The sequence below is a fragment of the Streptomyces qaidamensis genome, from assembly GCF_001611795.1.
GTDB lineage: Bacteria > Actinomycetota > Actinomycetes > Streptomycetales > Streptomycetaceae > Streptomyces > Streptomyces qaidamensis.
On sequence record NZ_CP015098.1, the window covers coordinates 170,501 to 195,743 of the forward strand.

The 25,243-nt window shown below is 71.3% G+C and carries 17 protein-coding genes and 3 pseudogenes; 13 read left to right on the forward strand and 7 right to left on the reverse strand.

What is annotated here, in order from left to right:
• Positions 1 to 37: 37 nt before the first annotated feature.
• Positions 38 to 1,477 carry an FG-GAP-like repeat-containing protein gene (locus A4E84_RS00715; protein ID WP_062924660.1) on the forward strand — a complete coding sequence of 480 codons (1,440 nt, stop codon included), beginning with the start codon at positions 38 to 40 and terminating at the stop codon, positions 1,475 to 1,477.
• A 504-nt stretch (positions 1,478 to 1,981) separates the two neighbouring features.
• On the opposite strand, the gene A4E84_RS00720 is transcribed toward A4E84_RS00715, so the two are convergent.
• Entirely contained in the window at positions 1,982 to 3,013 is a 1,032-nt protein-coding gene (locus A4E84_RS00720; RefSeq protein WP_062924661.1) for a M28 family peptidase, read from the reverse strand.
• Between the two features lie 1,156 nt (positions 3,014 to 4,169).
• Here A4E84_RS00720 and A4E84_RS45175 point away from each other — a divergent pair.
• From A4E84_RS45175 to A4E84_RS00730, 3 genes are all read left to right on the forward strand, one after another.
• Complete coding sequence (locus A4E84_RS45175; protein WP_257784320.1) at positions 4,170 to 4,298, forward strand: hypothetical protein; 129 nt, start codon at positions 4,170 to 4,172, stop codon at positions 4,296 to 4,298.
• A 157-nt stretch (positions 4,299 to 4,455) separates the two neighbouring features.
• Entirely contained in the window at positions 4,456 to 5,193 is a 738-nt protein-coding gene (locus A4E84_RS00725) for a dienelactone hydrolase family protein (protein WP_062931210.1), read from the forward strand.
• 392 nt (positions 5,194 to 5,585) lie between these two features.
• Entirely contained in the window at positions 5,586 to 5,795 is a 210-nt protein-coding gene (locus A4E84_RS00730) for a hypothetical protein (protein ID WP_062924662.1), read from the forward strand.
• Positions 5,796 to 5,895: 100 nt separating this feature from the next.
• On the opposite strand, the gene A4E84_RS00735 is transcribed toward A4E84_RS00730, so the two are convergent.
• Genes A4E84_RS00735 through A4E84_RS00745 form a run of 3 tightly spaced genes read right to left on the reverse strand, consistent with a single transcriptional unit; the run spans position 5,896 to position 10,250 of the window.
• The gene (locus A4E84_RS00735; protein WP_079128805.1) at positions 5,896 to 9,414 is read right to left on the reverse strand and encodes a CHAT domain-containing protein; all 3,519 of its coding nucleotides are present in this window, start codon (positions 9,412 to 9,414) and stop codon (positions 5,896 to 5,898) included.
• Positions 9,415 to 9,417: 3 nt separating this feature from the next.
• Positions 9,418 to 9,600 (reverse strand): hypothetical protein, encoded by a 183-nt coding sequence (locus tag A4E84_RS00740; RefSeq protein ID WP_062924664.1) that lies wholly within the window; start codon positions 9,598 to 9,600, stop codon positions 9,418 to 9,420.
• Complete coding sequence (locus A4E84_RS00745) at positions 9,600 to 10,250, reverse strand: DUF6338 family protein (RefSeq protein WP_062924665.1); 651 nt, start codon at positions 10,248 to 10,250, stop codon at positions 9,600 to 9,602. Before A4E84_RS00745 ends, A4E84_RS00740 begins: the two co-directional genes overlap by 1 nt.
• Positions 10,251 to 10,674: 424 nt before the next feature.
• On the opposite strand from A4E84_RS00745, the pseudogene A4E84_RS44145 reads away from it, so the two are divergent.
• Positions 10,675 to 11,334 (forward strand): annotated as a pseudogene (locus tag A4E84_RS44145) (IS5 family transposase); the annotation flags it as partial.
• Between the two features lie 94 nt (positions 11,335 to 11,428).
• Here the strand turns inward: A4E84_RS44145 and A4E84_RS00750 are convergent.
• Positions 11,429 to 12,175 carry a phosphotransferase family protein gene (locus A4E84_RS00750; RefSeq protein WP_062924666.1) on the reverse strand — a complete coding sequence of 249 codons (747 nt, stop codon included), beginning with the start codon at positions 12,173 to 12,175 and terminating at the stop codon, positions 11,429 to 11,431.
• Between the two features lie 159 nt (positions 12,176 to 12,334).
• Here A4E84_RS00750 and A4E84_RS42775 point away from each other — a divergent pair, with 159 nt between their 5' ends.
• Positions 12,335 to 12,493 carry a WCX domain-containing protein gene (locus A4E84_RS42775; RefSeq protein WP_159029538.1) on the forward strand — a complete coding sequence of 53 codons (159 nt, stop codon included), beginning with the start codon at positions 12,335 to 12,337 and terminating at the stop codon, positions 12,491 to 12,493.
• Between the two features lie 128 nt (positions 12,494 to 12,621).
• Here A4E84_RS42775 and A4E84_RS00755 read toward each other — a convergent pair whose 3' ends face one another.
• On the reverse strand, positions 12,622 to 13,098 hold the full coding sequence (locus A4E84_RS00755) for a MarR family winged helix-turn-helix transcriptional regulator (RefSeq protein ID WP_062924667.1): 477 nt from the start codon (positions 13,096 to 13,098) through the stop codon (positions 12,622 to 12,624).
• Positions 13,099 to 13,255: 157 nt separating this feature from the next.
• Between A4E84_RS00755 and A4E84_RS00760 the strand changes: the two genes are divergently transcribed.
• Positions 13,256 to 14,362, forward strand: coding sequence for an ABC transporter substrate-binding protein (locus A4E84_RS00760; protein ID WP_062924668.1), 1,107 nt, complete (start codon positions 13,256 to 13,258; stop codon positions 14,360 to 14,362).
• Between the two features lie 79 nt (positions 14,363 to 14,441).
• Positions 14,442 to 14,536, forward strand: a pseudogene (locus tag A4E84_RS44150) (IS5/IS1182 family transposase); the annotation flags it as partial.
• A 66-nt stretch (positions 14,537 to 14,602) separates the two neighbouring features.
• Here the strand turns inward: A4E84_RS44150 and A4E84_RS44155 are convergent.
• Positions 14,603 to 14,785: pseudogene (locus tag A4E84_RS44155) on the reverse strand (ATP-binding protein); the annotation flags it as partial.
• Between the two features lie 375 nt (positions 14,786 to 15,160).
• Here A4E84_RS44155 and A4E84_RS00765 point away from each other — a divergent pair.
• The 5 genes from A4E84_RS00765 to A4E84_RS00780 all read left to right on the forward strand — a co-directional run bounded on the left by A4E84_RS00765 (position 15,161) and on the right by A4E84_RS00780 (position 25,020).
• Positions 15,161 to 18,595 (forward strand): S8 family serine peptidase, encoded by a 3,435-nt coding sequence (locus A4E84_RS00765; RefSeq protein ID WP_159029539.1) that lies wholly within the window; start codon positions 15,161 to 15,163, stop codon positions 18,593 to 18,595.
• Between the two features lie 128 nt (positions 18,596 to 18,723).
• Positions 18,724 to 18,852, forward strand: a complete 129-nt coding sequence (locus A4E84_RS45180; protein WP_257784321.1) for a hypothetical protein — start codon at positions 18,724 to 18,726, stop codon at positions 18,850 to 18,852.
• Between the two features lie 427 nt (positions 18,853 to 19,279).
• On the forward strand, positions 19,280 to 23,020 hold the full coding sequence (locus A4E84_RS00770; protein WP_062924670.1) for an nSTAND1 domain-containing NTPase: 3,741 nt from the start codon (positions 19,280 to 19,282) through the stop codon (positions 23,018 to 23,020).
• A gap of 196 nt (positions 23,021 to 23,216) precedes the next feature.
• Complete coding sequence (locus A4E84_RS00775; protein ID WP_062924671.1) at positions 23,217 to 24,653, forward strand: polysaccharide deacetylase family protein; 1,437 nt, start codon at positions 23,217 to 23,219, stop codon at positions 24,651 to 24,653.
• 10 nt (positions 24,654 to 24,663) lie between these two features.
• Positions 24,664 to 25,020, forward strand: a complete 357-nt coding sequence (locus A4E84_RS00780; protein WP_062924672.1) for a hypothetical protein — start codon at positions 24,664 to 24,666, stop codon at positions 25,018 to 25,020.
• Positions 25,021 to 25,243: the final 223 nt, after the last annotated feature.

The window sequence follows — 25,243 nt, forward strand, 5'->3', positions numbered from 1 at the left end:
CGTTCGTCCGCGGCAGCACTGACGGGGGGAGACTCATATGGCCAAGAGAGACGGCGGCGGCAGACGTCGGACCGTCGCCACTGTTGTGCTCGCCGGGCTGGTCGGCAGCGTGCAGGTCCCGAGTGCGCACGCTGCCGGGGACACCAACCCTGCGGACTTCAACGGCGACGGCTACCGCGACGTTGTGCTGCGGGTGCCCGCCGCCGACGTCGCCGGTCGCGAGGACGCGGGCGCCGTGATCGTACTGTACGGCTCTGCCTCCGGGCTCTCGGCGAAGTCCCGCACCCTGATCACCCAGAACTCCCCCGGCGTGCCGGGAAGCGCCGAGCGGGGCGACTACTTCGGTGCCTCCACCGCCTCTGCCGACCTCGACCGGGACGGATACGCCGACCTGGTCGTCGGCGCGCCCTACGAGGATCTCGAACAGGGTGAGGACAAGGGCATGGTCACGGTCCTGTGGGGCAGCCGATCGGGCTTGGTGTCCGGGCGGGCTCTGCCGACTCCCGACAGCCCCGAGGACTTCGACCGCATCGGCCGGGACGTGGCCGCCGCAGGCAAGGGATCCTCGTCCACCAGCCTTGTGACGGTCGGTGGCTGGAACTACACCCAGACCTTCCGGGGCCCCTTTACCCGATCGAACGGGCCCGCCTCCGCGGGAATGGGACTGGGCGAGTGGTTCGGCTCCGTCGCCGCCGGTGACCTCGACCGCGACGGTCGCGCCGACACGGTGGCGGTGACGGGGCGTGCCGGTGGGTACACCGGCGGCCGAATTCACGTCAACGCCGAAGACGAACCGCAGTGGAGCGTCCCCCTGACCCACGGTGACGCCCTGGTCGCCAGCGTCGGCGATGTCAACGGCGACGGATACGGCGACATCGTCGCCGGTGACCCCGACGAACCTCGACAGCGCGGCGTCGACGGAGAGCACGGCGGGCGCATCCTCATCTGGTACGGCAGTTCGGCAGGGATACCGACCGACGCCACGCCCGTCGTGATTTCCCAGGACACCATCGGCGTCCCCGGATCCGGGGAAAAGGGCGACAAGTTCGGCGCATCGGTCGTGGTCGCGGACTTCAACCGCGACGGCGTCGGCGACATCACGGTGGGCGCGCCCGGCGAGAAGCTCGGCACCATCGCCGGCGCCGGCACGGTGACAGTCATCCCCGGCAAACGCACCGGCACCCCGGGCTCCGGCGCCTACTCCTACAGCCAGGACACCACCGGCGTCCCTGGCGGCAGCGAGAGCGGCGACCACTTCGGCACCACTATCGCGGCCGGTGACGTGAACCGCGACGGGCGCCCCGAACTCACCGTCACCGCGCACGGCGAGAACAACTACGCCGGCGCCGCGTGGATCCTGCCCGGAGGAACCACCCGGCCCACTGCAACCGGCAGCAAGATGTTCACCACCTCACAGTTCGGGCTCCCCGCCTCCGGATGGCAACTCCTCGGCGGCGACAGCCTCCCCCTGCTGTGACCACATGAGGCAGGAGGGCGGCCCGGCTACCGAGGCCGGGCCGCATACCACTCACCCCGCGAACCCCCAACGCCGAGCGAGCACCTACGTGACTCTCAGCTGCCGGAGTTGACACCTGCGTATCACCGAGGTGTGCGGAGCCCCTGAACCAGGCAGATGACAGCCATCAAGCCGCAGAGGATTGCAACGAGGTAAAGGGGGCCTCTATCGGATCCCGGGGTGCCGCCGCAACCACTCCCTCGTAGACCTTCCGGACACGGGTCCGGCTGGGTGAAGCGGCCGATTGGACACCAGAACGTTCTTGAGGTGCGAATCCAGTGCGGCCACAATGATGTCACTGGTCCGTACCGCGGTCGCCAATGGCGATTCACCGGCACGGACGATCCCGCACGCATCACTTGCCCATCGAAGCCGTCGAGACGGAATATACGAAGCCGACGCCGGACTGGTCGATGTCGCGGTATGGGGCCGACATCGGCAGTGGTCGCGTGCCGGGCGAGATGTTCACACCGTACGTCGGGCATCGGGCCACGAGATGGCGGTCGCGGCGGTGGCCGCGGCGACGGTGGCCAGACGCTCGTAGTCGAGCGTCCTCGGCAGGTCCGTCGACCGGTGGTAGTGCGGGTTGCGGAAGTTCGCGGTGTCCGTGAGCATCAGCGCGGGGATCCCGCGGTTCCAGAACGGCGCGTGGTCGCTGCGCCCCAGGTGGCCCGCGGGCGGCACGGCCAGTCCGATGAGCAGGCCCAACAGGCCGTCGGGTCGCGGATCTCGCAACAGCAGACCCGGGACCGCCGGAGACGCCGCCGCGGCGGCCCGCTTCCACTCCTCAGCCGCCCCCGCCGAGGAACGCCGGTGCACGACGAGGATGAAGTCGCCCCGGTAACCGCCCGCCCGGGCCTCGGCGGAGGCCTCGGGGAAGATCCGCTCGAAGCCGGCGGGCAGTCGCTGCGTTCCCGGGTCGTCCACGAAGTAGCCGACCGACTCCAGGCAGATCATCCCCCGCACACCGCCGCGGCGGCCCAGTTCACGGGCCGCCTGACGAGCCCCGATCAGTCCGAGTTCCTCCATGTCGAACACGGCCAGGACGACGCGCGGGGGCACAGGCACCTCGGACAGCAGGCGCGCCGTCTCCAGGAGCACCGCCACGCCCGAGGCGTTGTCGTCCGCGCCTGGACTGCCGCTGACGCTGTCCAGATGGGCACCGACGACCACGGCCGGCCCGTCGCCGGACCCGGGCAGCGAAGCGATGAGGTTCGCTCCGCGCAGGCGCCGGTGGAGCCGCGGTTTGAGGGCGAGGGCCCGGTGGCCGTGCCGGTCCGTCGAGCCGATCTGCCAGCGGGCGTCGAACGGATGTCGCTCCACGAGCCAGCCCGCGGCGGTCAGTTCGTCATGGACGTAAGCCTCGGCGCGCTGCATCGCCCGAGGTGCCCGCAGCCGACTGCGCGGCTCGGCGGCGAGATACTCCACGTGCTGCCGTAGTCGGGCGGCTTTCGGATGCGGTTCCCGACCGTGCGTCGCCGTCAAGTCGTTGGTCACTGGCACTCCGATCTGTACGGGATCAAGGATGCCAGGCCCAGCACACAGCCCCCTGGACGCGGCGCTGACCAAGGACACGGGAACTCAGCGGCTCTATCGATCGCCCTCAACGCAGAGATCGCACCCCGGCTGTGTGGGGTGCGATCTTGTTGGAGCGCCGGGCAGGCCTTGCACCTGCGTCTCTTCACAGGAAGTGGGGCATCCTGCATGCACGTCAGGCCGGCACCGAGAGCGGTGCCGGCCTGACGTGGCGGCGGGCGCGGACCAACGCGCCTTCCGGAAGTCCTGAAGCGGTCCGGGCTTGCGACCAGTAGCCGTCAGGAGGACACCGGTAGCCTCGCCGCCGGTGCCGTGCTGGGACCACCGTCGTGCCGATACGGCCTAGGTGTGCTGTCCGGGCAGGTTGGTGACGCGGCTGGCTGGGGTGTGGCAGGTACGCAACCCGTGGTCCCCGGGCCGGTTTCGGCGAGCCCGGGCGGACGGCGCGCAAACCACCTCCCGCGCCGGCCTGGCGCCCAGCCCCGGCCGGCGGCAGCCGCCGTTGTTCGAGCAGATCCCCCGGGACTTCGGCCGACTCGACCCGGCCGATGCCGACCTGGCCAGCCCGTGGCTGGCCTGGGAGAAGTACCTCGCCCACCGGTTCGCCGAGGCCCGCGGCTGGGGACGCAACATCCGCTTCGCCGTCAACCGGGGCCTGGCCGTCGTCCACAGGCCACGTCGAAGGCGACGTGACCCGGCACACGGAGATCTTCGCCCCGCTGCGGGCCCTGGACCTGCCCGTCGGCCAACCGCCCTTCGAACGCTGGCTCGTCGGACGCCTGGAAGGACTCGCGCCCTGCATCCGCTTGGAAGCCGAGCGCTGGACTCGCGTCCTGCGCGACGGCTGCCCCCGCAGTCTCCCGCGACGGGAAGGAACGGTCTGGCTCTCCTCAACCAAGTCCGCCCAGCTTTGCTGGAGTGGTCGAACCGCTTTGCCCACGTGCGGGAAGTGACCCGCGACGACGTCCTCACCTACATCAAGACACTCCACGGTCACCAACGGCGTGAACCAACTCATCGCCCTGTGGTCACTGTTCACCTCATCCAAACGGCATGGGCTGGTCTTGTCTTCCGCAACCCCACCAGCCGCATCAGGGTCGGGCAGAACGAGTACGGCGTGCTCCAACCGCTTCTCCCGGAGCAGGTCGAGCGCTCCGTCACGGCAGCAACCACCCCGGTGGCACGGCTCAACGAGAAGACCGCGATGCGCTACGAGGACTCCGCACGGGCCCTGCTGGGGGTGTGACCGAGATATGCGCCAAAGAGGCAACGAGATGATCTTGAAGCTTTGAGCTCCCGGCTCCCGTCACCCCTTCGGCTCAGTGTCGTTGGTGGTGATGTTGAGCGTCTGCCAGCGGCAGAACACCGGCCGGACCGGGCTCGACGATCACTACAGTCCAGTCATGGCGAAGATTACGAAGCGTACGGTCGAGTACCCGGCCGACGGTTTGACGATGATCGGGCACCTCGCGCTCCCGGCCGGTGTCGACCGCCGGCCCGCGGTGCTGCTCGGACCAGAGGGCATGGGGCTCAGCGACGTCGAGCGCCGCCGGGCCGATGCTCTCGCCGAGCTGGGCTATGTAGCGCTGGCCTTCGACCTTCACGGCGGGCGCTATTTGGGTGACCCCGAGGAGATGCTGGCCCGTTGCATGCCACTGCTCGCTGATCCTGACCGGATGCGGGGCATCGGCCATGCGGCGCTCGACGTGTTGCGCGCCGAACCGCGGACCGACCCCGACCGGATCGCCGCCGTCGGCTACGGCACCGGGGGCGCCGTCGGGCTGGAACTCGGGCGCGACGGCGTCAGCCTGCGGGCGATCGGGACAGTCAACGCACTGACCACGGGCCGACCGGGCGAGGCGGCGCGCATTCGCTGCCCGGTGTGGGCCGGGGTCGGGTCGGAAGACCCGATCATGCCGCCCGCACAACGGAACGCGTTCACCGCTGAGATGCAGGCCGCGGGCGTCGACTGGCGCCTCGCGGTCTACGGCGGCGCCTTGCACGCTTTCCACCACCCGCCGGTCGACCACCCCGTGGTCCCCGGCGTCGGCTACCACTCACGGCACGCGCAGCGAGCCTGGCGCGATGTCGTCGACCTGCTCGCCGAGTGCCTGCCCGTGACGGAGAATCCGGGGGCATGACCCAGGTAAGCATGCCGGCGCCGGTCCTGGTCGGCGTCGGGCACTGACAGTCCTCTGCCCTCAAGTCAGCACAGCAGAACCGCATTCGGGCGGATTCTCGATCGCGGAGACGCGGGCCCGGCACGTCTCGGAGCGCGCCCCTGCCGCCCGCCGTCGCAGGTGGGTCCGAGGGCATCAGGGCTTCAAGACCATCTCGTTGCCCCTTCGGCGCGTATCTCGGTCACACCCCTGCTGGGCCAGACCGCCGAGACCGGCTCAGCCAGTGAACCACGAACCCACGGGTCCAACCCCCCCCCAGAATCAGGAAATCCACGCGCGGGTTCGCGGTGAAGAACCTTCAGTTTTCCTGAGCCCGCGGGCTGCTACTGGTGTGAGCAGTTGAGGTACAGAAAATGCCGGTGAGAACGATCATGGGCTCAGCCGGCGAGTTGGGTAAACAGCACCGCTGGTCGAAGGTCCGCGGCAAGGCGCCGCAGAAGCGCCCGGTGCTGCTTCTCCGACGCCCACGCCGCCCGGAAAGCGGCGGCGTCCCGGTACCGTTCGATCACCCGTCCAGGCCGATGCGGTGGATCTTCTCCCAGCAGCTGGTCATCTCGGCGTAGGAGCGGCTGATTCCATGCCGGTCGCGCTGAAGTCGCCCGACATCACCAGCCCTGCCGGGCGACCCTCCGCCTTGACCCTCGCCTTCACCTTTGCGTCTCATCAGGCGCCCGCGTGGACGTGTGCGGCCCACACCGACGGCAGGTTCGGATACTTCGCCCTGAGCTGCCTGACCGTGCGATGGACCGCCGCCGATGCGCACAACGCACCGGATCGGTCTGCGATCAATTCGCCGTAGAGCTGCTGGCTGAAGGCTGGCGCCACCACGTCGTCGACGCGCCAGAGCGTGCCGACCACCTGGGAGAAACCGGCTATCTGAAAAGCAGCCAACGGGTGGATCGCCTCGTCGGACAGGCGCGCGGTGGTGCGGGCCGTGTCGCAGGCCGACAGGAACGCGAACTCCGCGTTCCGCAGTCGCAGCCGGGAAAGGTCCAGAACCCGAAGCGGCGCGCGGTCGTGGTCGTGCAGTGCGAGGTGGCTGTCCGAAGGGTTGTCCGGGTCGCTGTACCCGTGGCAGGCGAAGTGCGCCCAGCCACTGGCCGGCAGAGCGTCGAGTACAGCGTCACGATTCGCGTCCGCGCCGACCAGGACCGTGGCGCCGGGTATGAGAGCGGCCAGGTGGTCGGCTTCGGCCTGTGCGCCGGGCAGGTCCGGGGCATCCGGAGTGTGCGGCATCGCGACCACCAGCAGCCGCGGCTCGTTCCGGTCGTCGCGGCGTCCCGCGCGGGCGTGACCCAGGGCGCGGATCGTCGGCGTCGTCGAGGAGACGACGCGGTCAAGGAGCACAGGTCCGCCGTCGCGGTGGTGGCCCGCCGCGTGCAGGGGAAGCAGGCTGAGCGGCCCGACCGGGGCCCACCAGATCCTTGGCCATGGACCATCCGCCGCCGGTTCCGCCGTCAGCCCCAGTTCGCCGAGCACAGGGCCCACGATGGTGTCCCACAGCCACTCGAGCGTGTCATGGATCGCCTGCTCGGCGGCCAGCCGCCCCTTCGTGAACGCGGTATGCAGAGTGCGTACGCGGTGGCTCACGGTCTCTTCGCTCAGCCGGTCCAGCGCGCGTGACCGTACCCCGTCCGGGGCGATGATCAGCGCGTCACACCGGTGCCGGCTGACGTTGACGTACACGATCGGGCCCTCGTGTGCCTGCGCGGTGAGGTCGGTGAGCAGCGGGGGCCGTAGGAACCGCTCCATCCCGGGCAGCGCGCGGATCCGGTCGGTCACCGCGTCGAGTTCGTCGGCGAGGGCCACGCGGTCACTCATGGTGTCGGTTTCGAACTCCGCGGTGAGCGTGCGGAAGCGTTCGGCCAGCTCGGGTGCCCGCTCGCGCAGGTCGGAAAGATCGCCGCGGCTGTCGAGTGCCTGGGCGGCGAGCACGCAGCGCCCGGATTCGAGCAGGGTCACCGCGCTCACCTCGTCGCCGACGGCCAGCGCGCACGCGGCCGCGTCGGCGGCGACCCCGGCGAACCGGCCGAGCCAGTACTGGGCGTCCTCGCGGCCCAGGCGGCGCCCGGCGAGCCGGGGCAGCAGCCGGACCGCAGCGGCGTATCCCTCGGCGGCCACGTCGAGCTGCCCCGCCTCGGCGGCCAGGTCGCCCCACCGGTCCGCCGCTTCCGCCCGGCTCTCCGCCGGCGATCCGGCAGACGCCGCGGCCTCCCGGTAGCAGCCGAGTGCCTCGGTCAGCGCGTCGCGGTCGCCGAGGTGCCGGAAGCCGAGCGCCAGGACGTTGGCGACGCGAGTCAGTAGACCCGCCCGGGAATAGGCGTCCTGCTCGGGCCTTTGCGCCGCACTCCGGGCCAGGCCGACCGCCTCGGCGAGGACCTGCGGATCCGGCGGCTCCCGTCGCACGGCGGCGGGTGCGACGGGGTTCGTGCACCAGTCGCCGAGCGCGGCGGCCAGACTCGCGGTGTACCCGGGCCAGTGCGGGCTGTCCTGCGGGGTGGCGGCCACGGACGCGCGACGCGCGGCGATCGCGTCCCGCAACGCGTTCCGGTCGCCGAACTTCTCGTAGGCCATCCCCAGGACACCGCCGAGATTGGCCAGCCGCACTGCCCGGCCCGGGTCGTCGTCCGCCGTCACATCCGCGGCCGCGCGGTGCGCGTCGATCGCCTCGTCGAGCACGCTCGCCTCTCCCGTCCGGGTGAACAAGTCGGACAGAATGGCGCCGAGGTTGGAGAGCCGCTGGGCCTGCCCGGCGACCAGGCTCGCGCCGAGGCGGACGGACTCCTTCGCGCAGTCGACCGCCTCCGACAGCACCTGCAGTTCGCCGGTCACCCCGAACCGTTTGTGCAGCACGACGGCGAGGATCCCGAGCGAACGCGGGTGGTCACCCTGCCCGGCGGTGGCCTCGGCGGCACCGCGAGCGACGTCGATCGCGTCCATGACGTGGGCCAGGTCTCCGGTCGCGTGGAACAACGCGTTCAGGTTGACGGCGAGGTTGCCCATGAACTGGACGCGCAGCGGATGGCCCGCCGACGTGCACGCCACCGCGTCCCGCTCGATGATGACGGCCTCCGCGAGCGCGGCGCGGTCCCCGAACGCTTCGCCCCGGGTGGCCAGCGCCGTGGCGAAGTGGTCCAGCCGCACGCCGCGGCGGGGGTGCCCGGCGGGGGTGGCCGCCGCCGCCGAGCGTCCGAGCTCGATCGCCCGCTCGAGCAGGGCCGATTCCCGGGTCTGCTCGAACTTGGCGGCGTACCGGCCGCACGCTTCGGCTTCGGAGTCGGCGCGTTCCCAGCCATGCGTCCAATTCGGGCGCTCGCCGGTGAGCGCGGCCCAGTCTCGTTCCGTGGTAGTCAGCTCGACGAGGTTCTGCGAGTGCCGCGGATCGGTGACCGGGGTGTGGGCCACCAGCGTCTGCCGGACCCGGAGCAGTTCGGCCAGATCATCCCGCGCTCCGCGAGCCCGGTAGTGGTCGTCGAGAAGGTACCCGAGGTTCTTCAACCGGTCGAGCACGTCGGACGACCCGTCCGGCGTGAGCTCCACCGATCGCCGCGCGGCGTCAACGGCTTCCTCCATGACGCCGGTCTGCCCGGTGTGATGGGACCAGTCGCGCAGGACGACGGCGAGGAAGTGCAGGCTCCTCGCGGTGAGCACGTCATCGTGGGAGCTCTCGACGGCGGCCCGCGCCTGCTCGACGGCTTCCGCCAAGGGGTCGAGGTCCTTCGTCACGGCGAACGCCGTCCGCAGTGCGACAACGAGGTTACCCAGGTAGAACGCCTTCCTTGTGGATGGTTCCTCGTTGACGGCCGTCCGGCTCCAGTCCAGCGCGTCGGCCAGGGTTCCGCGGTCCTGGTTCTGCCGGAACGCGGTGTGCAGCAGCATGCCGATGTTGTTGGCGTATTCGGCCGAATCCTCCGGGCTTTCGTACGCGAGGAGGTAGGCCTCCGTGACTTTCCGGACGGCTTCCTGCAGGAACTCGAAGTCGCCGGTCTGGTGGTAGCGGGTCTGGAGCAGGCCCCCGAGATTGGACAGGACCGAGCGACGCTCGGTTACGTCCTCGGCGGCCAGCAAGGCATGGCCGAGATCGATCGCCTTCTCGACCGACGCGGGGTCCGCGCTGTGCCGGGCCACGTGGAACGCCTCCCAGAACCGCTCGGCCATGCTGTTCGCGGACCCGCCACCCACGCGTCAGTCCTGGTTGCCGCTAGAGGTGCCGGCCGGTCCGTCGGGAGCCTCGTCCGGCTCGGCGACCTTCCGTTTCGGGGTGTAGCCGCGTTTCGCGGCCTCCTGCAACAGCGCCGCCTCTTCGGGCGTGAGTTCGGGTTCGTGCGAGAGTTTCGGTTCGTGCGAGAGCTCCGGTTCGTGCGCCATTATCGCTCCTCCCCCGGCACGGCCGCCGGTTCTCCAGCTTCGACGAACTCCAGCACATCGAAGTCTTCCGCCCGCAGGCACAGGCCAGCCGTCCCGTGAACGCGCGCGCCGAACGCCCCGTCGCCACCCATCATGCGCGCCGATTCGAGGTACAGCTCGGCCGGGTGGGGGTACGAGGAGGCGTACGACCGGTTGCCGTACCAGCCGCCCGCCCAGTTGCCGTCCTTGAGCCGCACGCGCACGAAGCACGGTTCGCGGTCGCGGAACGCGTGGTCCCAGGCGCTGGGCGTGCGCAGGAACCGAGCCTTGCGCCGCTGCCGATCCACCAGGGAAACAGTGAGGGCCGCCACGGCCGGCACGACGAGGAACAGCACCACGGCGACGAAGCCGACCATTCGCGGGCGTTCCACGAAGCCGTCCCAGCCGCCGCCGGCGCCTCGAGCCAGGCGAACCAACGCCGGCCCCGCTGCCACTGCGTACAGGGCGTCCAGCGCGATCGACGCGACGATCGCCCGCAGCACCCGCTCACCCAGATCACGCTCACCGGGCACCGGCCCACGGCTGCGTTCCCGGACGAACTGATAGGTGACCCCGGGCAGCACCAGAAGGACGAGCAGAGCGAGCTGCACGACGGTCGCAGGCGCTTGCACTCACCACCCCCCATGTTTCACGGACTCCGCTCGATCAGGCTACTGCGGGACACACGACATGCGAACCTACAGGTGCGGGCGTGGTGGTCCTGGTCGTAGTGCAGGTGGCAACCCTGGCGCATGGCACGGAGGTTGGGCCCGGTCGCAGTTCCCCGGCGTGTGGCCGAGGTGCGCGACGGAACGTGGGAACCGGCCCGTTCGGCAGTCACCTCGCCGCCGACTTTGTTGAAGCACTCGAGGGTCTGGCTCCCCCAACAGGTCATCAACGTGCTCGAGCAGGCATTCCAGCGAGTTGCGAACGCCGGCACGCGGGTGGAGGGCGGGGACGCTGTCGAAGCAAAAGCCGCTGCGGCGCTCGTCGCGAGCAGTCAGATCGTGATCGATCCAGAAGACGGGCCAGGAGAGCCACTGCCTGAACCAGTACACCGGGATCCGCTGGGACGTCTCTGCCCCAGGAGATGGGCTTCAGCTCGGGATTGACCTGCTGGTGTCGGCTGCGGGACTGAAACGAGGCCGGGGTCTGGCAGCACCGGCACGAGCTGCTGCTGTCCGAGCTGCGGGTCGCAGACCTGCTGGACTTGTCCCGCGCCGCGGTCGACTCCAGCCACATCCGCGCGATGAAGGGCGGGCCGGCCACCGGTCCGGCCCCGGTGGACCGGGGCAAGGCCGGCAGCAAGCACCACCTGATCGTCGAGGCGCACGGCATCCCGCTCGCGGCAACCACCACCGGCGGCAGCCGTGGGCGACGTCACCCAACTGATCCCGCTGATCCAGGCCGTCCCGCCGGTCCGCGGCAAGCGCGGCCTGGCCACTGCGCCGCCCCAGGTGTCTGTACGCCGACCGCGGCCATGACCACGAGGTCTACCGGGACAAGGCCCGCCGGTTCCAGATCTCCCCGCGCATCGTCCGGCGCGGCACCGGGCACGGCTCCGTCCTGGGCGTGTACCGCTGGGTCATGGAAGGAGCGACCGCGCTGCTGCACTGGTTCCGCCGCCTGCGCATCCGCTGGGAGATCCGCGACGACATTCACCGCGCGTTCATCACCCTCGTCTGCGCCGTCATCAGCTGGCGACGACTGCGCACCGCGCCCTGTCGAGAGCAGGGACAGGCGATGCGCCCCAGGGGATGGCCTGCTCGATGCGTCCGAAGGCACTGGCAGCAGCCGGGCTCGCGCAGCCTCACATCCGGGATCTCAGCACGTCGACCTCACAGCCCGGCGCGTACGGGTCGAAGCCGTGCTCGACCAGCCAGCGAACCCCCAGCAGGCTTCGCACCGACCACCACGCGCGGATCACGTCGAGGTCGACGTCGATGCCATATCCGGCGATGACGTCGTCGAGGTGCCCCTCGTGTCCGAGCGTCAAGGTGGCGAGGTCGAACAGGGCATCACCCCGGCCCGCCTCGGACCAGTCGATGATGCCCGTGACCTCGTCGCCGTCGACAAAGACGTGGTCGATCTGCAGGTCGCCGTGCGTGAACACCGGAGTCCATAACCGGATCGCGGCCTCGGCGACCTGGCGGTTGCGGATGACCAGGTCGGCGGGCAGGACGCCGTTCGTCACGAGCAACTCGCACTCGCCGTCGAGTTCCGCCGCCAACTCCTCCGGACTCCGGCGGCGTCGGCCGGGCCAGGGCGGCAACGGCGCCTCGTGCAACCGCCGGATGGCAGCACCCGCTGCGGCCCACGCGGCCGACGACGCGGTCGACGGCTCACCGAGACGGCCGAGCGCCGTCCCCGGGACGGCGGCGATCGCGAGCACGGACGGCTTACGCCACAGGACCTCCGGAGTCGGGACCGGCACCAAGGCCATCGCATCGACCTCGACGTCGATGCGCGCCTGATCGGCGTCCACCTTCAAGAACACGTCGCCGACGCGCAGAGTCGCGCGCTCGGAATGGGCGACGACGACTTTGACCTCATCCATGGGCGACCAGTATCCCGGGGATGACGGCCGACGTCTCCGGGTTCGGCACGTGCGACTACGCGGCTGACCGCGTCCCGATACCCGGCGGCATCGTGCGCGACACCGACCTCTGACCAGGTCAAGTCCACCACTTTTGCTGGGAGGCCTAAGCCGATCGACGTGCGCGTCGCCCACCACTTCGTGCTCCGCGGCGGCCTGATCGTCCCCGGGCTGCTCTCCCTGGGCGCCGCTGTCGAGGTCCTCGACCCGCCCGAGGCTCGCGCCGAACTCATCGCCGTGGCCACCCAACTCGCCGCGCTCTCCTGTGCGCGGGCCTGACGGCATCGACCGGCCTGCGCCGAACGGCAGGTCGGCTCGAGGCCGCCATCGCATTCGGCGGGCTGCGTCAACCGGTCTTCGCAGCGCAACGGCCGAGCCGGAACGGTTCGCATGGAGAGGCTGGGTGGTTACGGCCGTGCGGGCCCCTGCACCGTGCCGCGTGCGGAATGGGCCAGCAGCTTGGCCACCAGCTCACGCAGGACAAGCCGCTCGACCGGGGTGAGCGGCTCCACAAGGTCGGCGGTGACCTGCGGGACGTGCGCGGCGAGGGCGCGTTCCAGCAGTTCACGCCCTTTCGGGGTGGCTTCCAGGAGCGCGGCCCGGCGGTCGTCGGGGTGGGGGTGGCGGGCGAGCAGCCCGGCCTTCTCCATGCGGGCGATCAGCCGGGTCAGCCCGCCGGAGGTGAACGACAGGTCCTCGGCCAAGCGGGCGCTGGTGGTCCGGTTCTCCGGGTGCCGGGCCAGACGCAGGAGCACCTCGAACTCGGAACCGCCCAGGCCTGTGGCCGCGCGGATGGTGCGCTCGGCCTGCCCGCCGATCGCGTCCGTCAGCCGCAGGAAGTCGCCGTAGAGGACGACCGCCTCGTCGTTCAGCAGCTCATCCATAAAGCTGACGGTACAGCAATCTCAGATACCTCGTGGGCGCCACATCACAGCGTGCACTGTGCCACACCACAACTTGAAGGTTGAAGTAAAGCTGCCCAGGAAGGTACCTTCCTTCTCGACCACCGCACTGCAGCACCGCATTGAAGGGGAGACGTCCATGCCGGTCGGACGACGTCAGGTACTCGCCGCAGGTTCACTCACGGCCGCCGGGGCCGCACTGGGCGCCGGAAGGGGATACGCCGCGAAGCCCGGCGAGGAGACCAAGAGCCTCGAACAGCTGTACCGCGAGGCCAAGGCGGAGGGTGGCGCCCTCACCGTCTACGCCGGCGGCGACACCGCCACCCAGCAGGACGGCAACAAGGCCGCCTTCGAGAAGGCGTTCCCCGGCATCACGCTGAACATCGTCGTGGACTACAGCAAGTTCCACGACGCCCGCATCGACAACCAGCTGGCCACCGGCTCCCTCGTCCCGGATGTCGTACAACTGCAGACCCTGCAGGACTACCCCCGCTGGAAGCACGAAGGCGCCCTGCTCCCCTACAAGCCGGCCGGCTTCTCCCGCGTCCACCCGGCCTTCAAGGACCCCGACGGCGCGTGGACCGGCATCTTCGTCGACGCCTTCTCCACCATCTACAACGTCGACAAAGCCGGCGGCACGGCGCCTGCCTCGGCCCGAGACCTCCTCGACCCGCGCTGGAAAGGGAAGATCGTCTCGACCTATCCGAACGACGACGACGCTGTGCTGTACCTGTACAGCCTCATCGTCGACAAGTACGGCTGGGACTGGCTGCGGCGGTTCGTCGCCCAGGACGTGGCCTGGGTGCGGGGCACGCAGGAACCCGCTGACCGGGTCGAGGCCGGCAGCGCGGCCGTCGCACTGGGCACGGACGGCATGCTGACCCCGGCGGCGGGCGTGAAGACCCGCTTCGTCCTCCCGAAGCGCGACCCGTTCATGGCCTGGGCCCAGCGCGCCGCCATCTTCCGGCGCGCGAAGCATCCCGCCGCCGCGAAGCTGTACCTGAACTGGTGGCTGTCGAAGCAGACGCAGTCCGACTTCTACATGTGGTCGGTGCGCACCGACGTCCAGCCCCACGAGGGCTACCGCCCCATCTGGGAGTACCGCAACGCCCACCTCGACGGCTTCGAAAACTTCATGGCGAACCGGGGCCTCGCCGAGCGCCTCAGGCAACAGATCACGCTCTACGTCGGCGAGGTGGCGGGGGCGCCCTCCCCGGGGTGGCTCGGCCTGCACCCCGGGCGCTGACCGGGACGGCGGCCCCACGCCACGCTTCTCCGGCCGGTGCTTGCTCTACGACTACAACCACCAGCGGCGTCGGCTGTCCGGCCGGGCATCGGGCACCGCGTCGCCCGCAGGGGCATGGAGATCTCGCAGCGACCCATCCGCCACCGCTGGACCATCGAACGCACCATGGCCTGGCTCACCGGACGCGACGCCTGCACCGCCGCCACGACGACGGGCGCCACCGCATCGGCGTCCAGCTCCAGCCACGCCGGTGTCCCGCTCGATGGCCTGGAGGCGGTTCTTGAGCCGGTAGCTGTTGCCGTTGATCGAGACGGCCTCGCAGCGGTACCGGAGGCGGCCGAAGGTCGTGGTGGCCAGAACCTCCTGGCCGAAGACCTCCCCCCACTCGCCGAAGGCCTTGTCCGAGGCCAGGATGACCGACCCGGACCTGGCTCCACGGAGCGTGGAACGACAACTCGGTGTCGAACGGTTCAGCACCGATGTGTCGCTGCTCGACAACGCCACCGGTCAGGTGCGCCCCGCTTCTCCGCTCGCCTCCGGCTCGGCGGCGACCGCGGCGCTGTGTCGGGTCAGACGCGCGTCAGGCGGCCCACCCCGCATTTTTCAGTGCTGGTCAGGGCCTACTGAACAACTTCCCGGCCTTGCAGAGTCGGTGCGGGCCGGTGGCACTCCCCCCGCCGCCGGCCCTGCGGAAGGGCGGCCCCGGGTCCATTCCCCCCTTGGCCCAGGGCCGCCCTTCCCGTCGCGTACGCGGCTGCGTGCGGACCGGGCACCGACCACGGGGAGAAGGAACCTCCTTTGCGGAACAAGCGCCAGCAGACCAGCAGGAGACCGCGCGGGCACGGCAGGACGGTGTGCGGTATCGCCGCCGTGCTGGCCCTGGCCGGTCTCACCATGACCGCGACGGTCACCTCCGCCGCACCGATCAGGCCGGCCGGTCCCTCCACCGCGTCCCCGGGCGGCCTGACGAAGCCGGCCGCGCGCGTGACGCTGCTGACCGGTGACACCGTCGACGTGGACGGCAACGGCCGGGTGGTCGAGGTGCGGCCGGGCAAGGGCCGCAGCGGCATCGGGTACTCGGTACGGCGCTTCGCCGGCCACACCTACGTCGTTCCGCTCGACGCGTCGAGGCTGCTGGGCAGCGGCAGGCTGGACCGCCGTCTGTTCGACGTCACGAAACTGGTCGAGGACGGCTACGACGACGCGCATCGGGGGCAAGTGCCGCTGATCGTCTCCTACAAGGGCTCCAGCGGTGCGCGGAACGGGGCCAGGGACGCTCTCCTCACCGCCGACGCGGAGGTGACGCACCGGTTGTCAGCCGTCCACGGCGACGCGCTGACCGCCGACAAGCCGGACGCGGGCAAGGTGTGGCAGGCGCTGACCGACTCCAACGGTGGCCGCTCCCCTGTGACCGCCGCCCCCGGCATCGACCGGGTGTGGCTGGACGGGCGGGTCAAGACCAGCGCGCGGGACGCCGTCGCTCCCGATCCGCACGCAGGGGTCGCGCAGATCGGTGCCCCGGCGGCCTGGAAGGCGGGCTACGACGGCAAAGGCGTCAAGGTCGCCGTCCTGGACACCGGCATCGACGCCACCCACCCGGACCTCAAGGGCAAGATCCTCAAGGCCAAGGACTTCAGTGGCTCCGGCTCCACCGACGACAGGCAGGGCCACGGCACCCACGTCGCCTCCACCATCGTGGGCTCCGGCGCGAAGAGCGGCGGGAAGTACAAAGGGGTGGCTCCCGGCGCGGAGTTGCTGGCCGGCAAGGTCCTGGACGACACCGGTTTCGGCGACAACTCGGACATCATCGCCGGTATGCAGTGGGCCGTGGCGCAGGGCGCCGAAGTCGTCAACATGAGCCTCGGCGAGGACGACACCCCGGACGTCGACCCCTTGGAGAAGGCCGTTGACGACCTGTCGGCCTCCTCCGGCACTCTGTTCGTGATCGCCGCCGGCAACTCCGGTCCCTCGGACACCACCGTCGCCTCCCCCGGATCGGCCGCGGCCGCCCTGGCGGTAGCCGCCGTCGACCGCCACGACAAGATCGCCTCCTGGTCCAGCCGAGGCCCCACCGCCGACGGCCGCCTCAAGCCGGACGTCGCCGCGCCCGGCGCCGACATCATCGCCGCGAAGGCCGCCCACGGCAACGAGGGCAACGACGAGGCGCCCGGCTATGTGTCGATGTCCGGCACCTCGATGGCCACCCCGCACACCGCGGGCGCCGCCGCCATCCTGGCCCAGGAGCACCCCGGCTGGAGCGGCGAGCGGCTCAAGGCCGCCCTGACCGCCTCGGCCAGGACGCTGAGCGGCGTGACTCCGTACGACGTCGGCGTCGGCCGGGTCGACCTGCCCCGGGCGATTGCCACCACGGTCAGCAGCGAGCCGTCCTCGGTCGACTTCGGCACCCCGGCCCCGTGGCCGCACCACGACGACACCCCCGTCACCAGGACTCTCACCTACCGCAACGACGGCACCCGGCCGGTCACCCTGGACCTGGACCTCACCGCGACCGGCCCCGACGGCAAGGCCGCGCCCACCGGCATGGTCACCGTCTCCCCCGCCCGGCTGACCGTCCCGGCAGGCGGCACCGCAAAGGCGGCGGTCACGGCGGACACCCGGCTCGGCAGCGCCGACGGCGTCTACTCCGGCGCGGTCACAGCGAGCGGTGACGGGCAGAGCGTCCGTACCGCCCTTGCCGTCGACCGTGAAGTGGAGACGCACACGCTGACCCTGGTCACCACCCGACGGGACGGCAAGCGCGACAACGAGCCCGACGTCACCGTGGCGGGCCTGGACACGGGCAAGCAGTTCACGCCCTACGACGACGGAAAGGCGCGCAATGGCAGGGTCACCCTGCGCCTGCCCCGGGGGCGCTACGCGATCAGCGCGATGACCACCACCCCGGCAGGCCGGTCCGCCCAACTGGTCGCTCCCCACCTCGTGCTCGACCACGACAGCACCGTCGCCCTCGACGGGCGCAAGGCCAAGCCGGTCAAGGTGACCGCTCCGGACCGCCGGGCCACCCTCCGCGACGGCCAGGTCGTCTTCGCCGCCCGCGGTGCCAAGCCGGCCTACGACCTCGCCATCGGCACCGACCTCGACGCCAAGGACGACTTCCTCGGCCAGATCGGCCCCAGCGCCCCCGCGGGCTCCTTCGTCGCCCAGGCCGCCGGCATCTGGCAGCGCACCGCGACGTCCCCGGCGTACAACCTGGTGACCACGCGCACCGGCGGCTTCTTCGACGGCCTCACCCGTACCTTCGCCTCCACCCGGGGCATGGCCAGGGTGAACACCTCCGTCGCCACGGCCCTGGCCAAGGCGGAGACCGCGCAGACCAACGCGTGGACCACACCGGGCTGGCCGGCGCTCGACCAGGCCGCGTTCGCCCTCGAAGGGCCGCTGCGCGCGGCGCCGACCGCGAAGATCGTGCAGTACCTGTCGACCGACCGCGGTGTGCGCTGGGCCCTCGGCGCCCGGACGCAGAACGGTACGGACGGAGAGGGGGCGACCGCCTTCGCCACGTCGCGCCGCTTCGCACCGGACCGTACCTACCGTGTCACTCTGGACGGCGGTGTCCACGGGCCGATCGTGACACCGACGAAGGTCGTGGGCGGTCTGCGGATCGGGCGGTACTACGCGCTGTGCGTGCCCATGTTCTCGGACGGGTCCGGCAACTTCTCGTACTCCGCGCAGAACAGGATCCGCACCCGGCTCACTTCCGGCAGCAAGGTCATAGGCGACTTCACCGAGGACACCTGCCCGAACACCTACGCGAACCTGCGGGCAGGAACGGCGCGCTACAAGCTGTCCATCACCGCCGACCGCAGCAAGGGCTACAAGATCAGTGACCGTGTGACGGGTGAGTGGACGTTCACGTCGGCGAACACGCCCGAGACCCGGGCGGTCGCCTGGCCGCTCTCCGTCGTCCGTTTCCATCCCAAGCTGAGCCTGACCGGCACGGCGAAGGCGGGCGGCCGGATCACGGTTCCACTGTCCCTGCAAGGCCCGGCGGCGGCCAAGGGACATCTGAAGTCGCTGACGGTGAAGGCGTCGTACGACGGCGGCCGCACCTGGAAGCAGGTCCCCGTGCACGCCGGGGCGGGCGGCAAGTCCTACCTGACTCTCACCAACCCGAGGAAGCCCGGGACCGTCTCCTTCAAGGCGGCCCTCGCCGACGCCGCCGGCAACACCTACACCGGCACGATCCGCAACGCCTACCGCACCGTCCGGTAAACACCTGTCGCGCCGTCCGGTTACGGGAAGACCCCTGCGGCGGTGGTGAACCGGATCCGCCCGGCCGCCACCGCCGCACCACCAAGAGCTCTCCAGCTCATCACGTCCTTGCTCACGAACGGACCACCATGGCCGCACACGGTCGTCGGCGCCCGACCCGCCGCGACGTCCTGTCCAGAACCGCCGCCGACGGGCTCGTCCAGGGCGCGGGCGCCGCAACCGCCGGTCCTCTGCACGACACCGTCGACACGGGCTGAAGATCCTCTTCAGGCTGACGCGGCAGCAGCTCGCCTCCGGCACACCCTGAACATCGGCACCACCACCGCGGTCGCGAACGGCAGGCCTCGGATCAGGGTCAACGGCTGGGTTTCCGCCGTGCCCGCACCCGCCAAGGAACCGACGGCCCGCTCGCCGACCCTGGGCTTCTGCCGCGGCAACAGCCACCTACGGCTGCGCCGCCATTCCTGCGGGATCAAGTCCACGACCGCTTGTCAGGCGCTGACGATCGACATCGTCAGCGCCTCGGGCGGCACCGTCCACCTCGGCCCGGGGTGTCGTAGGACGCCATCGCGACGGCGCCCTCAGCGGGGCGTTCCCGCGCGTTGGACCGGAATTGCCTCCGGAGGGGTGAATACGTAGGTTGAGCGACCGTTCCTGTGTTCGAGGCTTGAAAGGTGCCACCTCGTGGGCCGACGCGAGAAACCGGTGGACCCCAGCGCCGGGCCGGTGCAGCGCCTCGCGCACGACCTGCGGCTGCTGAGGGAGAAAGCCGGAAAGCCGCCGTACCGGGAGATGGCGCAGCGGGCGGGCTACTCCACGACCGCGCTGTCCCAGGCCGCGGCTGGCGACCAGCTGCCGACCCTGGCGGTCGTGTGTGCCTACGCGGAAGCACTCGACGCCGATCCGGACGAGTGGGAGGCCCGCTGGCGCGAGGCGGACGCCGAGCTGCGCACTCCCTCGGCCGACGAACGGGCTCCGTACCGCGGGCTGGCCCGCTTCGAGCCGGACGACAGCGACCTGTTCTTCGGCCGGGAGGCGCTGGTCCGCGAACTGCGGCATCTGGCACGCGCACACCGCTTCGCGGCGGTGTTCGGGCCCTCCGGCAGCGGCAAGTCCTCGCTGCTCCGGGCCGGTCTCATCCCGCTGCTGCGGCAGGGCGAGGGTACCGACCGTCCGGCGGTGGTCCGGGTCCTCACCCCCGGTGAGCGGCCCGCCCACACGCACCGGCAGGCGCTCGTTCCGCAGGACGGTGAGCTGGACACCTGGGTACTCGTCGACCAGTTCGAGGAGCTGTTCACCCTCTGCCACGACCGCGGGGAGCGGGACCGCTTCCTGGGCCTGCTGCTCAGCGCGCGGGCGCCGGAGAGCCGCCTGCGGGTGGTGGTCGCGGTACGGGGCGACTTCTACGGGCACTGTGCCGAGCACCGGGAGCTGGCGGAGGCGGTTCGTCACGCGAACCTGCTGGTCGGGCCGATGAGCGGGGACGAGCTGCGGGAGGTCGTCACCGGCCCCGCCACCGCGGCGGGGCTCAATGTGGAGCGGGTGCTGACCGCGCGGATCCTGGAGGAGGTCGGCGATCAGCCGGGTGCGCTGCCGATGCTCTCGCATGCCCTGCTGGAGACGTGGCGCCGTCGCCGGGGCCGCACACTGACGCTGGCCGCCTACGAGGAGGCGGGCGGTGTGCGCGGGGCGATCGCCGCCACCGCCGAGCAGGTGTACGGCGACCTGGACGAGGACCAAGCCCGTACGGCCCGGCGCATCCTGCTGCGGTTGATCGCCCCAGGAGACCGCACGGCCGACACACGCCGCCCGGCGTCCCGGTCCGAGCTGGGGCCGGGTGCGCCGGACGTCCTGGAACGTCTGGCTTCCGCCCGTCTGGTGGCCCTGGACGGCGACACCGTGGAACTCGCCCACGAGGCCCTGATCACCGGCTGGCCGCGCCTCGCCGGCTGGATCGAGGAGAGTCGGGACCGGCTGCGCGCCCAGCGGGCCCTGGGCGAGGCCGCCCACGCCTGGGAGGAGCTGGACCGTGACCCCGGTGCGTTGTACCGGGGAACCCGGCTGGACCGCGCCGAGGAGCTGTTCGGCAGACAGCGGGAGACACGGGACAAGGAGCAGGACGACGACCTCACTCGGTCGGAGCGGGCCTTCCTGAGCGCCTCGGCCGCGGCCCGTGACGCCGAGCGGGAGGCCGAGACGCGCGCGGCCCGCCGTACGCGGGTGCTCACCGTCGGGCTCTCCCTGTTCCTCGTCCTCGCGCTGGCCGCCGGACTCGTCGCCTGGCAGCGCGACCGGGTGAGCGAGGAGGAGGCCGCCAAGGCCGCCGCCCGCCGCCTGGCCACCGTCGCCGAGAGCCTGCTCGCCACCGACCCCCGCACGGCCTCACTGCTCGGCGCCGCCGCGTGGCGGATCGCCCCGCTCACCGAGTCCCGCTCGGCCCTGCTGGGCGCGCTCACCCAGCCGGAACAGGACGCCTTCACCGACCCGCAGACCGGCGTGAACGTCCGGCGCTTCCTCACCGGCCAGGGCCGCACCCTGCTCAGAGCCGAGGGCAGCCGCGTCACCATCTGGGACGTGGCCGAGCACCACCGCACGGGCGCCTACCACCTGCCGAGCGGAGCGGAGGCGTCCGACGTCGGCCCGGACGGCCGGTTCCTCGTCCTGACGGGGGCGGACAGCGACACCCTGTGGAACCTCCCCGAGGGGAGGCCCGCCGCCGATCTGGGCGACGCGTACCTCGGGGCGGTCGCGCCCGACGGAGACGCGTATCTCATCCAGCCGTTCGACGGACCCGACCAGGTGCGGGTCCGGCGAACGGACGACGGCAAGGTCCTCTTCACCACCGGTGTCTCCCGGGGACTCACCACGGCGGCCCTCAGTTCCGGCGGACGTGTGGCCGCCATCTGCCCCGCCGAGGGCCCACCCCAGGTGTGGGACACCGCGCACGGCAGGCAGCTGCCCGGAGCCTGGCAGAAAGCGGACAAGACCGTGTGCGGCACCGGCTCGGGAGCGGACGGCGGCGACCGGCTGCTGCGCCTCAGCGCGGACGGCAGGCGGCTGACCGTGGTCCACGGGACAGCGGCCACCGTCTGGGACGTCCGCAGTGGGCACGTCGTCGCCGACTTCGCCAGCGGCGGCACCACCGGATTCGCCCAAGCCGACCTCTCGCCCGACGGAGAGTTCCTCGCCACGGCCGACGACCAGGAGATCTCCGTATGGCGGCTGACCGCGGGCGGCGTACAGGTCTTCCGCCGACCGCTGGCCGGCGCGGAGATCAGCGGGCTGACGTGGACCCCGGACCACGGCCGCCGGATTCTGCGCTACCTCGACCGCGCCACCGTGCACACCTTCGACCTCACCGACCGCCTCAGCGCCCCCTGGCAGAACAATCCGGCCGACGCCACGCTCCTCGACCCGGACGGCACCACCCTCGCCACCGCCACCCGGTCCGGGGACGGCTACCGCCTCGAGCTGCGCTCCACCACCACGGACGCCGTCCTCGCCCGGAGCACGCTCGGCCCCTTGCCGAACGCCGGCGACGACGAAATCCCACAGCTGGCCTTCAGCCCGGACGGCCGCACGCTCGCCGTCGCAGACACCACTGCCTCGGGCGGATCCCTGCGGCAGCGCTTCACCGTGTGGGACGTACGGGCCCACACGGTCCGGACGAGCTTCACCACCTCCGGAGCGGCCGACCGCCCCGTGTCCGCGCTCGCCCTGGGCGCCGGCGGACGCACGTTGCTCGCCGTGCGCTCCGCCGGCGACGGCGAGGCGGCGGAGGTCTGGGACACCCGGACCCACCGCGGCCCGCGAACTCTGCGCGGCCTCTTCGGGCAGACCGTGGCCGTGCGGCCGGACGGCCGGCTGCTCGTCGGCTCCGCCGACCAGTACGCCGACCTGCCCTCGGGCAAGGTCACCGGGTGGGCGCTGGCCGACGGCCGCGAGGTCACCGCTCTCGCCTTCAGTCCCGACGGCACCCGGCTCGCCGTGGGTGACACCACCGGGCACGTGACCCTCTGGGACGGCGACCTGCGGCACGCCGCCGGTGTCCTGACCGGCACCGCCGACACGGCTCCGAGCAGCCAGACGGAGGCCGTGGGCGCACTGGCCTTCTCCTCCGACGGCCGCACACTCGCCGTGGGGGGAGCAGGCGGGACCCTGCGGTTGTGGGACACCGCCAGCCAGCAGCTGCTCGGCGGCGACCTGCCCACGCCCGGGGACGAGATCCGCTCGCTCGCCTTCGGCCGGAACGACGGCACGGTCTATGCCACCGGCCCGAACGTGGTGCTGCAACGCCACCCCATCGCCCCCGACGCGGCCGTGCGCGCCGTCTGCGAGCGTGCCGGTGGCGGGCTGACCCGGGAGCAGTGGCGACGGAGCGTCCCCGACGCGCCGTACCGGCAGGTCTGCCCGCCTGCGCACTGAACACCGACAAAAAGGGACAGAGCGCCACGTCGGCGAGCCCCGGAATTGTTCACAGTGACCCCGGGCCTCGCTGAAAAACGCCCCTGACCAGCACGATCAGAGACCACGACGGCCGTCGGCGTCCCTCCGACGCGGCGGTCGGCCGGCGTCCGGTCCGCGACGTCCGGAAGGTCCTCTCTCCTCAGGTTCTGGTCACATGCGCTCTCGCCCCCTGCTCCCTTCCCTCCTGCTGCTCGGCTCGCTCACCCTCACGGCGGCCTGTGCGCACGGAACGTCCGAGCCCCCGGCCACGGCATCCGCCGGTGCGCGGCCCGGCTCGTCGCCGTCCCCGGTCCGGACGGTCGACCCGTCGAAGATCAAGGGCCTGGAGATCGTCAACGACAGCAGCGAGGACAGTTCCTGCCCGTTCGCGACCAGCTACCCGGACGTGCCGGGCGCGGAGGCGATGACGGCCGCGATGAAGAAGGACGTGGAGCGGCGCCTGGCATCCTTCCGTTCGGGGGCGTGCACGGGTTCGGGCGGCGCGGACGGCCGTGAGCTCAACATCAGCCACCAGTTCCTGGTCGCCTCCGGCGACGTGCTCGGCGTCCGCCTCACCGCCCAGGACCAGAGTGCGGCGGCCGACGGGCTGTTCGTCTCGACGTACTGGTACGACGGCAAGGCCGGCGCCTACCGCACGACGATCAAACTCGTGGCCGACGGCTCCCGGGACGCCTTCCTCGCCGCCGTGAAGGATCAGCTCAAGGACCGGGAGGGCGTGGATGCCGCCGACCTGGACGACACGTTCTCCGCCCCGGACACCCGCGACACCGCCCTGGACGACACGGCCTTCACCGCCGACGGCGGACTGCGGGTGCACTTCGACCGCGGCGACGTGGGCGTTCCGGCCGCCGGGGCCCAGACGGTGACCCTCCCCAAGAAGACGATCACGCCATGGCTGTCCGCGTTCGGCAAGCGTGCCCAGCGGCAGACCATGAGCCCCAGCCGTTCACTGGACCTGGGCGCACCGCACGTCCCCGCCCCGGCCGTCCCCACCCACAACGCCTCCGGTGACGACGACACCGACTGCAAGAAGGTCAAGTGCATCGCCCTGACCTTCGACGACGGGCCCGCCGTCCCCGAGACTGCGACCCTGCTGACCTACCTCGCCCAGTACAAGGCGCGCGTGACCTTCTTCACCGTCGGCCAGAACGTGGCCGCCCACCCCGACCTCGTGCGCGCAGAGGCGAAGGCCGGCCACGAGATCGGCAACCACTCCTGGAACCACCCCGACCTCACCCGGCTCACCCCGCAGCAGATCGCCTCCCAGCTCAACCGCACCAGCACCGCCATCAAGAGCGCCACCGGCAAGTCCCCCACCGTCTTCCGTCCGCCCTACGGTGCCATCAACCGCACCGTCAAGGCCGCCACCACCCTCTCGCCGGTGCTGTGGGACGTCGACACCGAGGACTGGAAGTACCGCTACCCCGCCAAGGTCGCCCAGGCCGTCATCGACAAGGCCCAGCCCAACGACGTCGTCCTCATGCACGACATCCACGCCACCACCGTCGCCGCGGTCCCCCAGGTCCTGCGCACCCTCACCGCGCGCGGCTACCACTTCGTGACCGTCAGCCACCTGCGCGCCACGCTGTGAGCGGGAGGGCGTGGCCACGGCCGGCCGGGCCGGATCGAACGTGCGGGCCCCGGCCCCGGCGCCGGTGATGTTCGAGGCCGTGCTGGAGGGCTGGTCGCGCCAGCAGCGCAGTCGGCTGCTCGCGAGGAAGACGGTCAGGGACCGGCTGCGGCTGGTGGGACGGTTTGCCGAGTACGCCGGCACGTACCCGCGGCAGGGGACGCCGGAGGTCGTGGAGGCGTACTTCGCCGCGCAGTTCACCAAGGATCCGCCGGCCGCCCACTCGACGGTCCGCGGCCGGCAGAACGACCTGGAGCTGTTCTGCTCCTTCATCACGGACAGCCGCTACGGCCGGTCGGCCGCGACCCGCGGCGAACAGCCTCGCTGAGAGGAAACAAGCAACTCAAACGGGCCTTCTCCCTCTCCTCGTTCACCGCCCTGGGCGATCCGGCATCGCGGGCCCACTACGACAAGAAGGCCGCCCAGGGGAAACACCACACCCAGGCACTGCTCTGCCTCGCCCGCCGCCGGGCGGACGACCTGTTCGGATGCTCCACGAAGAAGCCTTCCACGAGCCAAGCGGCTGCGGCCAGGTGAGGAGCCGGAGTGCC

Coding starts and splice junctions, on each gene's coding strand:
- A4E84_RS00725 (WP_062931210.1), top strand. CDS start 4,456: ATGGCGAAGATTACGAAGCGTACGGTCGAGTACCCGGCCGACGGTTTG.
- A4E84_RS00775 (WP_062924671.1), top strand. CDS start 23,217: ATGCGCTCTCGCCCCCTGCTCCCTTCCCTCCTGCTGCTCGGCTCGCTC.
- A4E84_RS00750 (WP_062924666.1), bottom strand. CDS start 12,175: ATGGATGAGGTCAAAGTCGTCGTCGCCCATTCCGAGCGCGCGACTCTG.
- A4E84_RS45180 (WP_257784321.1), top strand. CDS start 18,724: ATGGCCGCACACGGTCGTCGGCGCCCGACCCGCCGCGACGTCCTGTCC.
- A4E84_RS00730 (WP_062924662.1), top strand. CDS start 5,586: ATGCCGGTGAGAACGATCATGGGCTCAGCCGGCGAGTTGGGTAAACAG.
- A4E84_RS00755 (WP_062924667.1), bottom strand. CDS start 13,098: ATGGATGAGCTGCTGAACGACGAGGCGGTCGTCCTCTACGGCGACTTC.
- A4E84_RS00715 (WP_062924660.1), top strand. CDS start 38: ATGGCCAAGAGAGACGGCGGCGGCAGACGTCGGACCGTCGCCACTGTT.
- A4E84_RS00760 (WP_062924668.1), top strand. CDS start 13,256: ATGCCGGTCGGACGACGTCAGGTACTCGCCGCAGGTTCACTCACGGCC.
- A4E84_RS00740 (WP_062924664.1), bottom strand. CDS start 9,600: ATGGCGCACGAACCGGAGCTCTCGCACGAACCGAAACTCTCGCACGAA.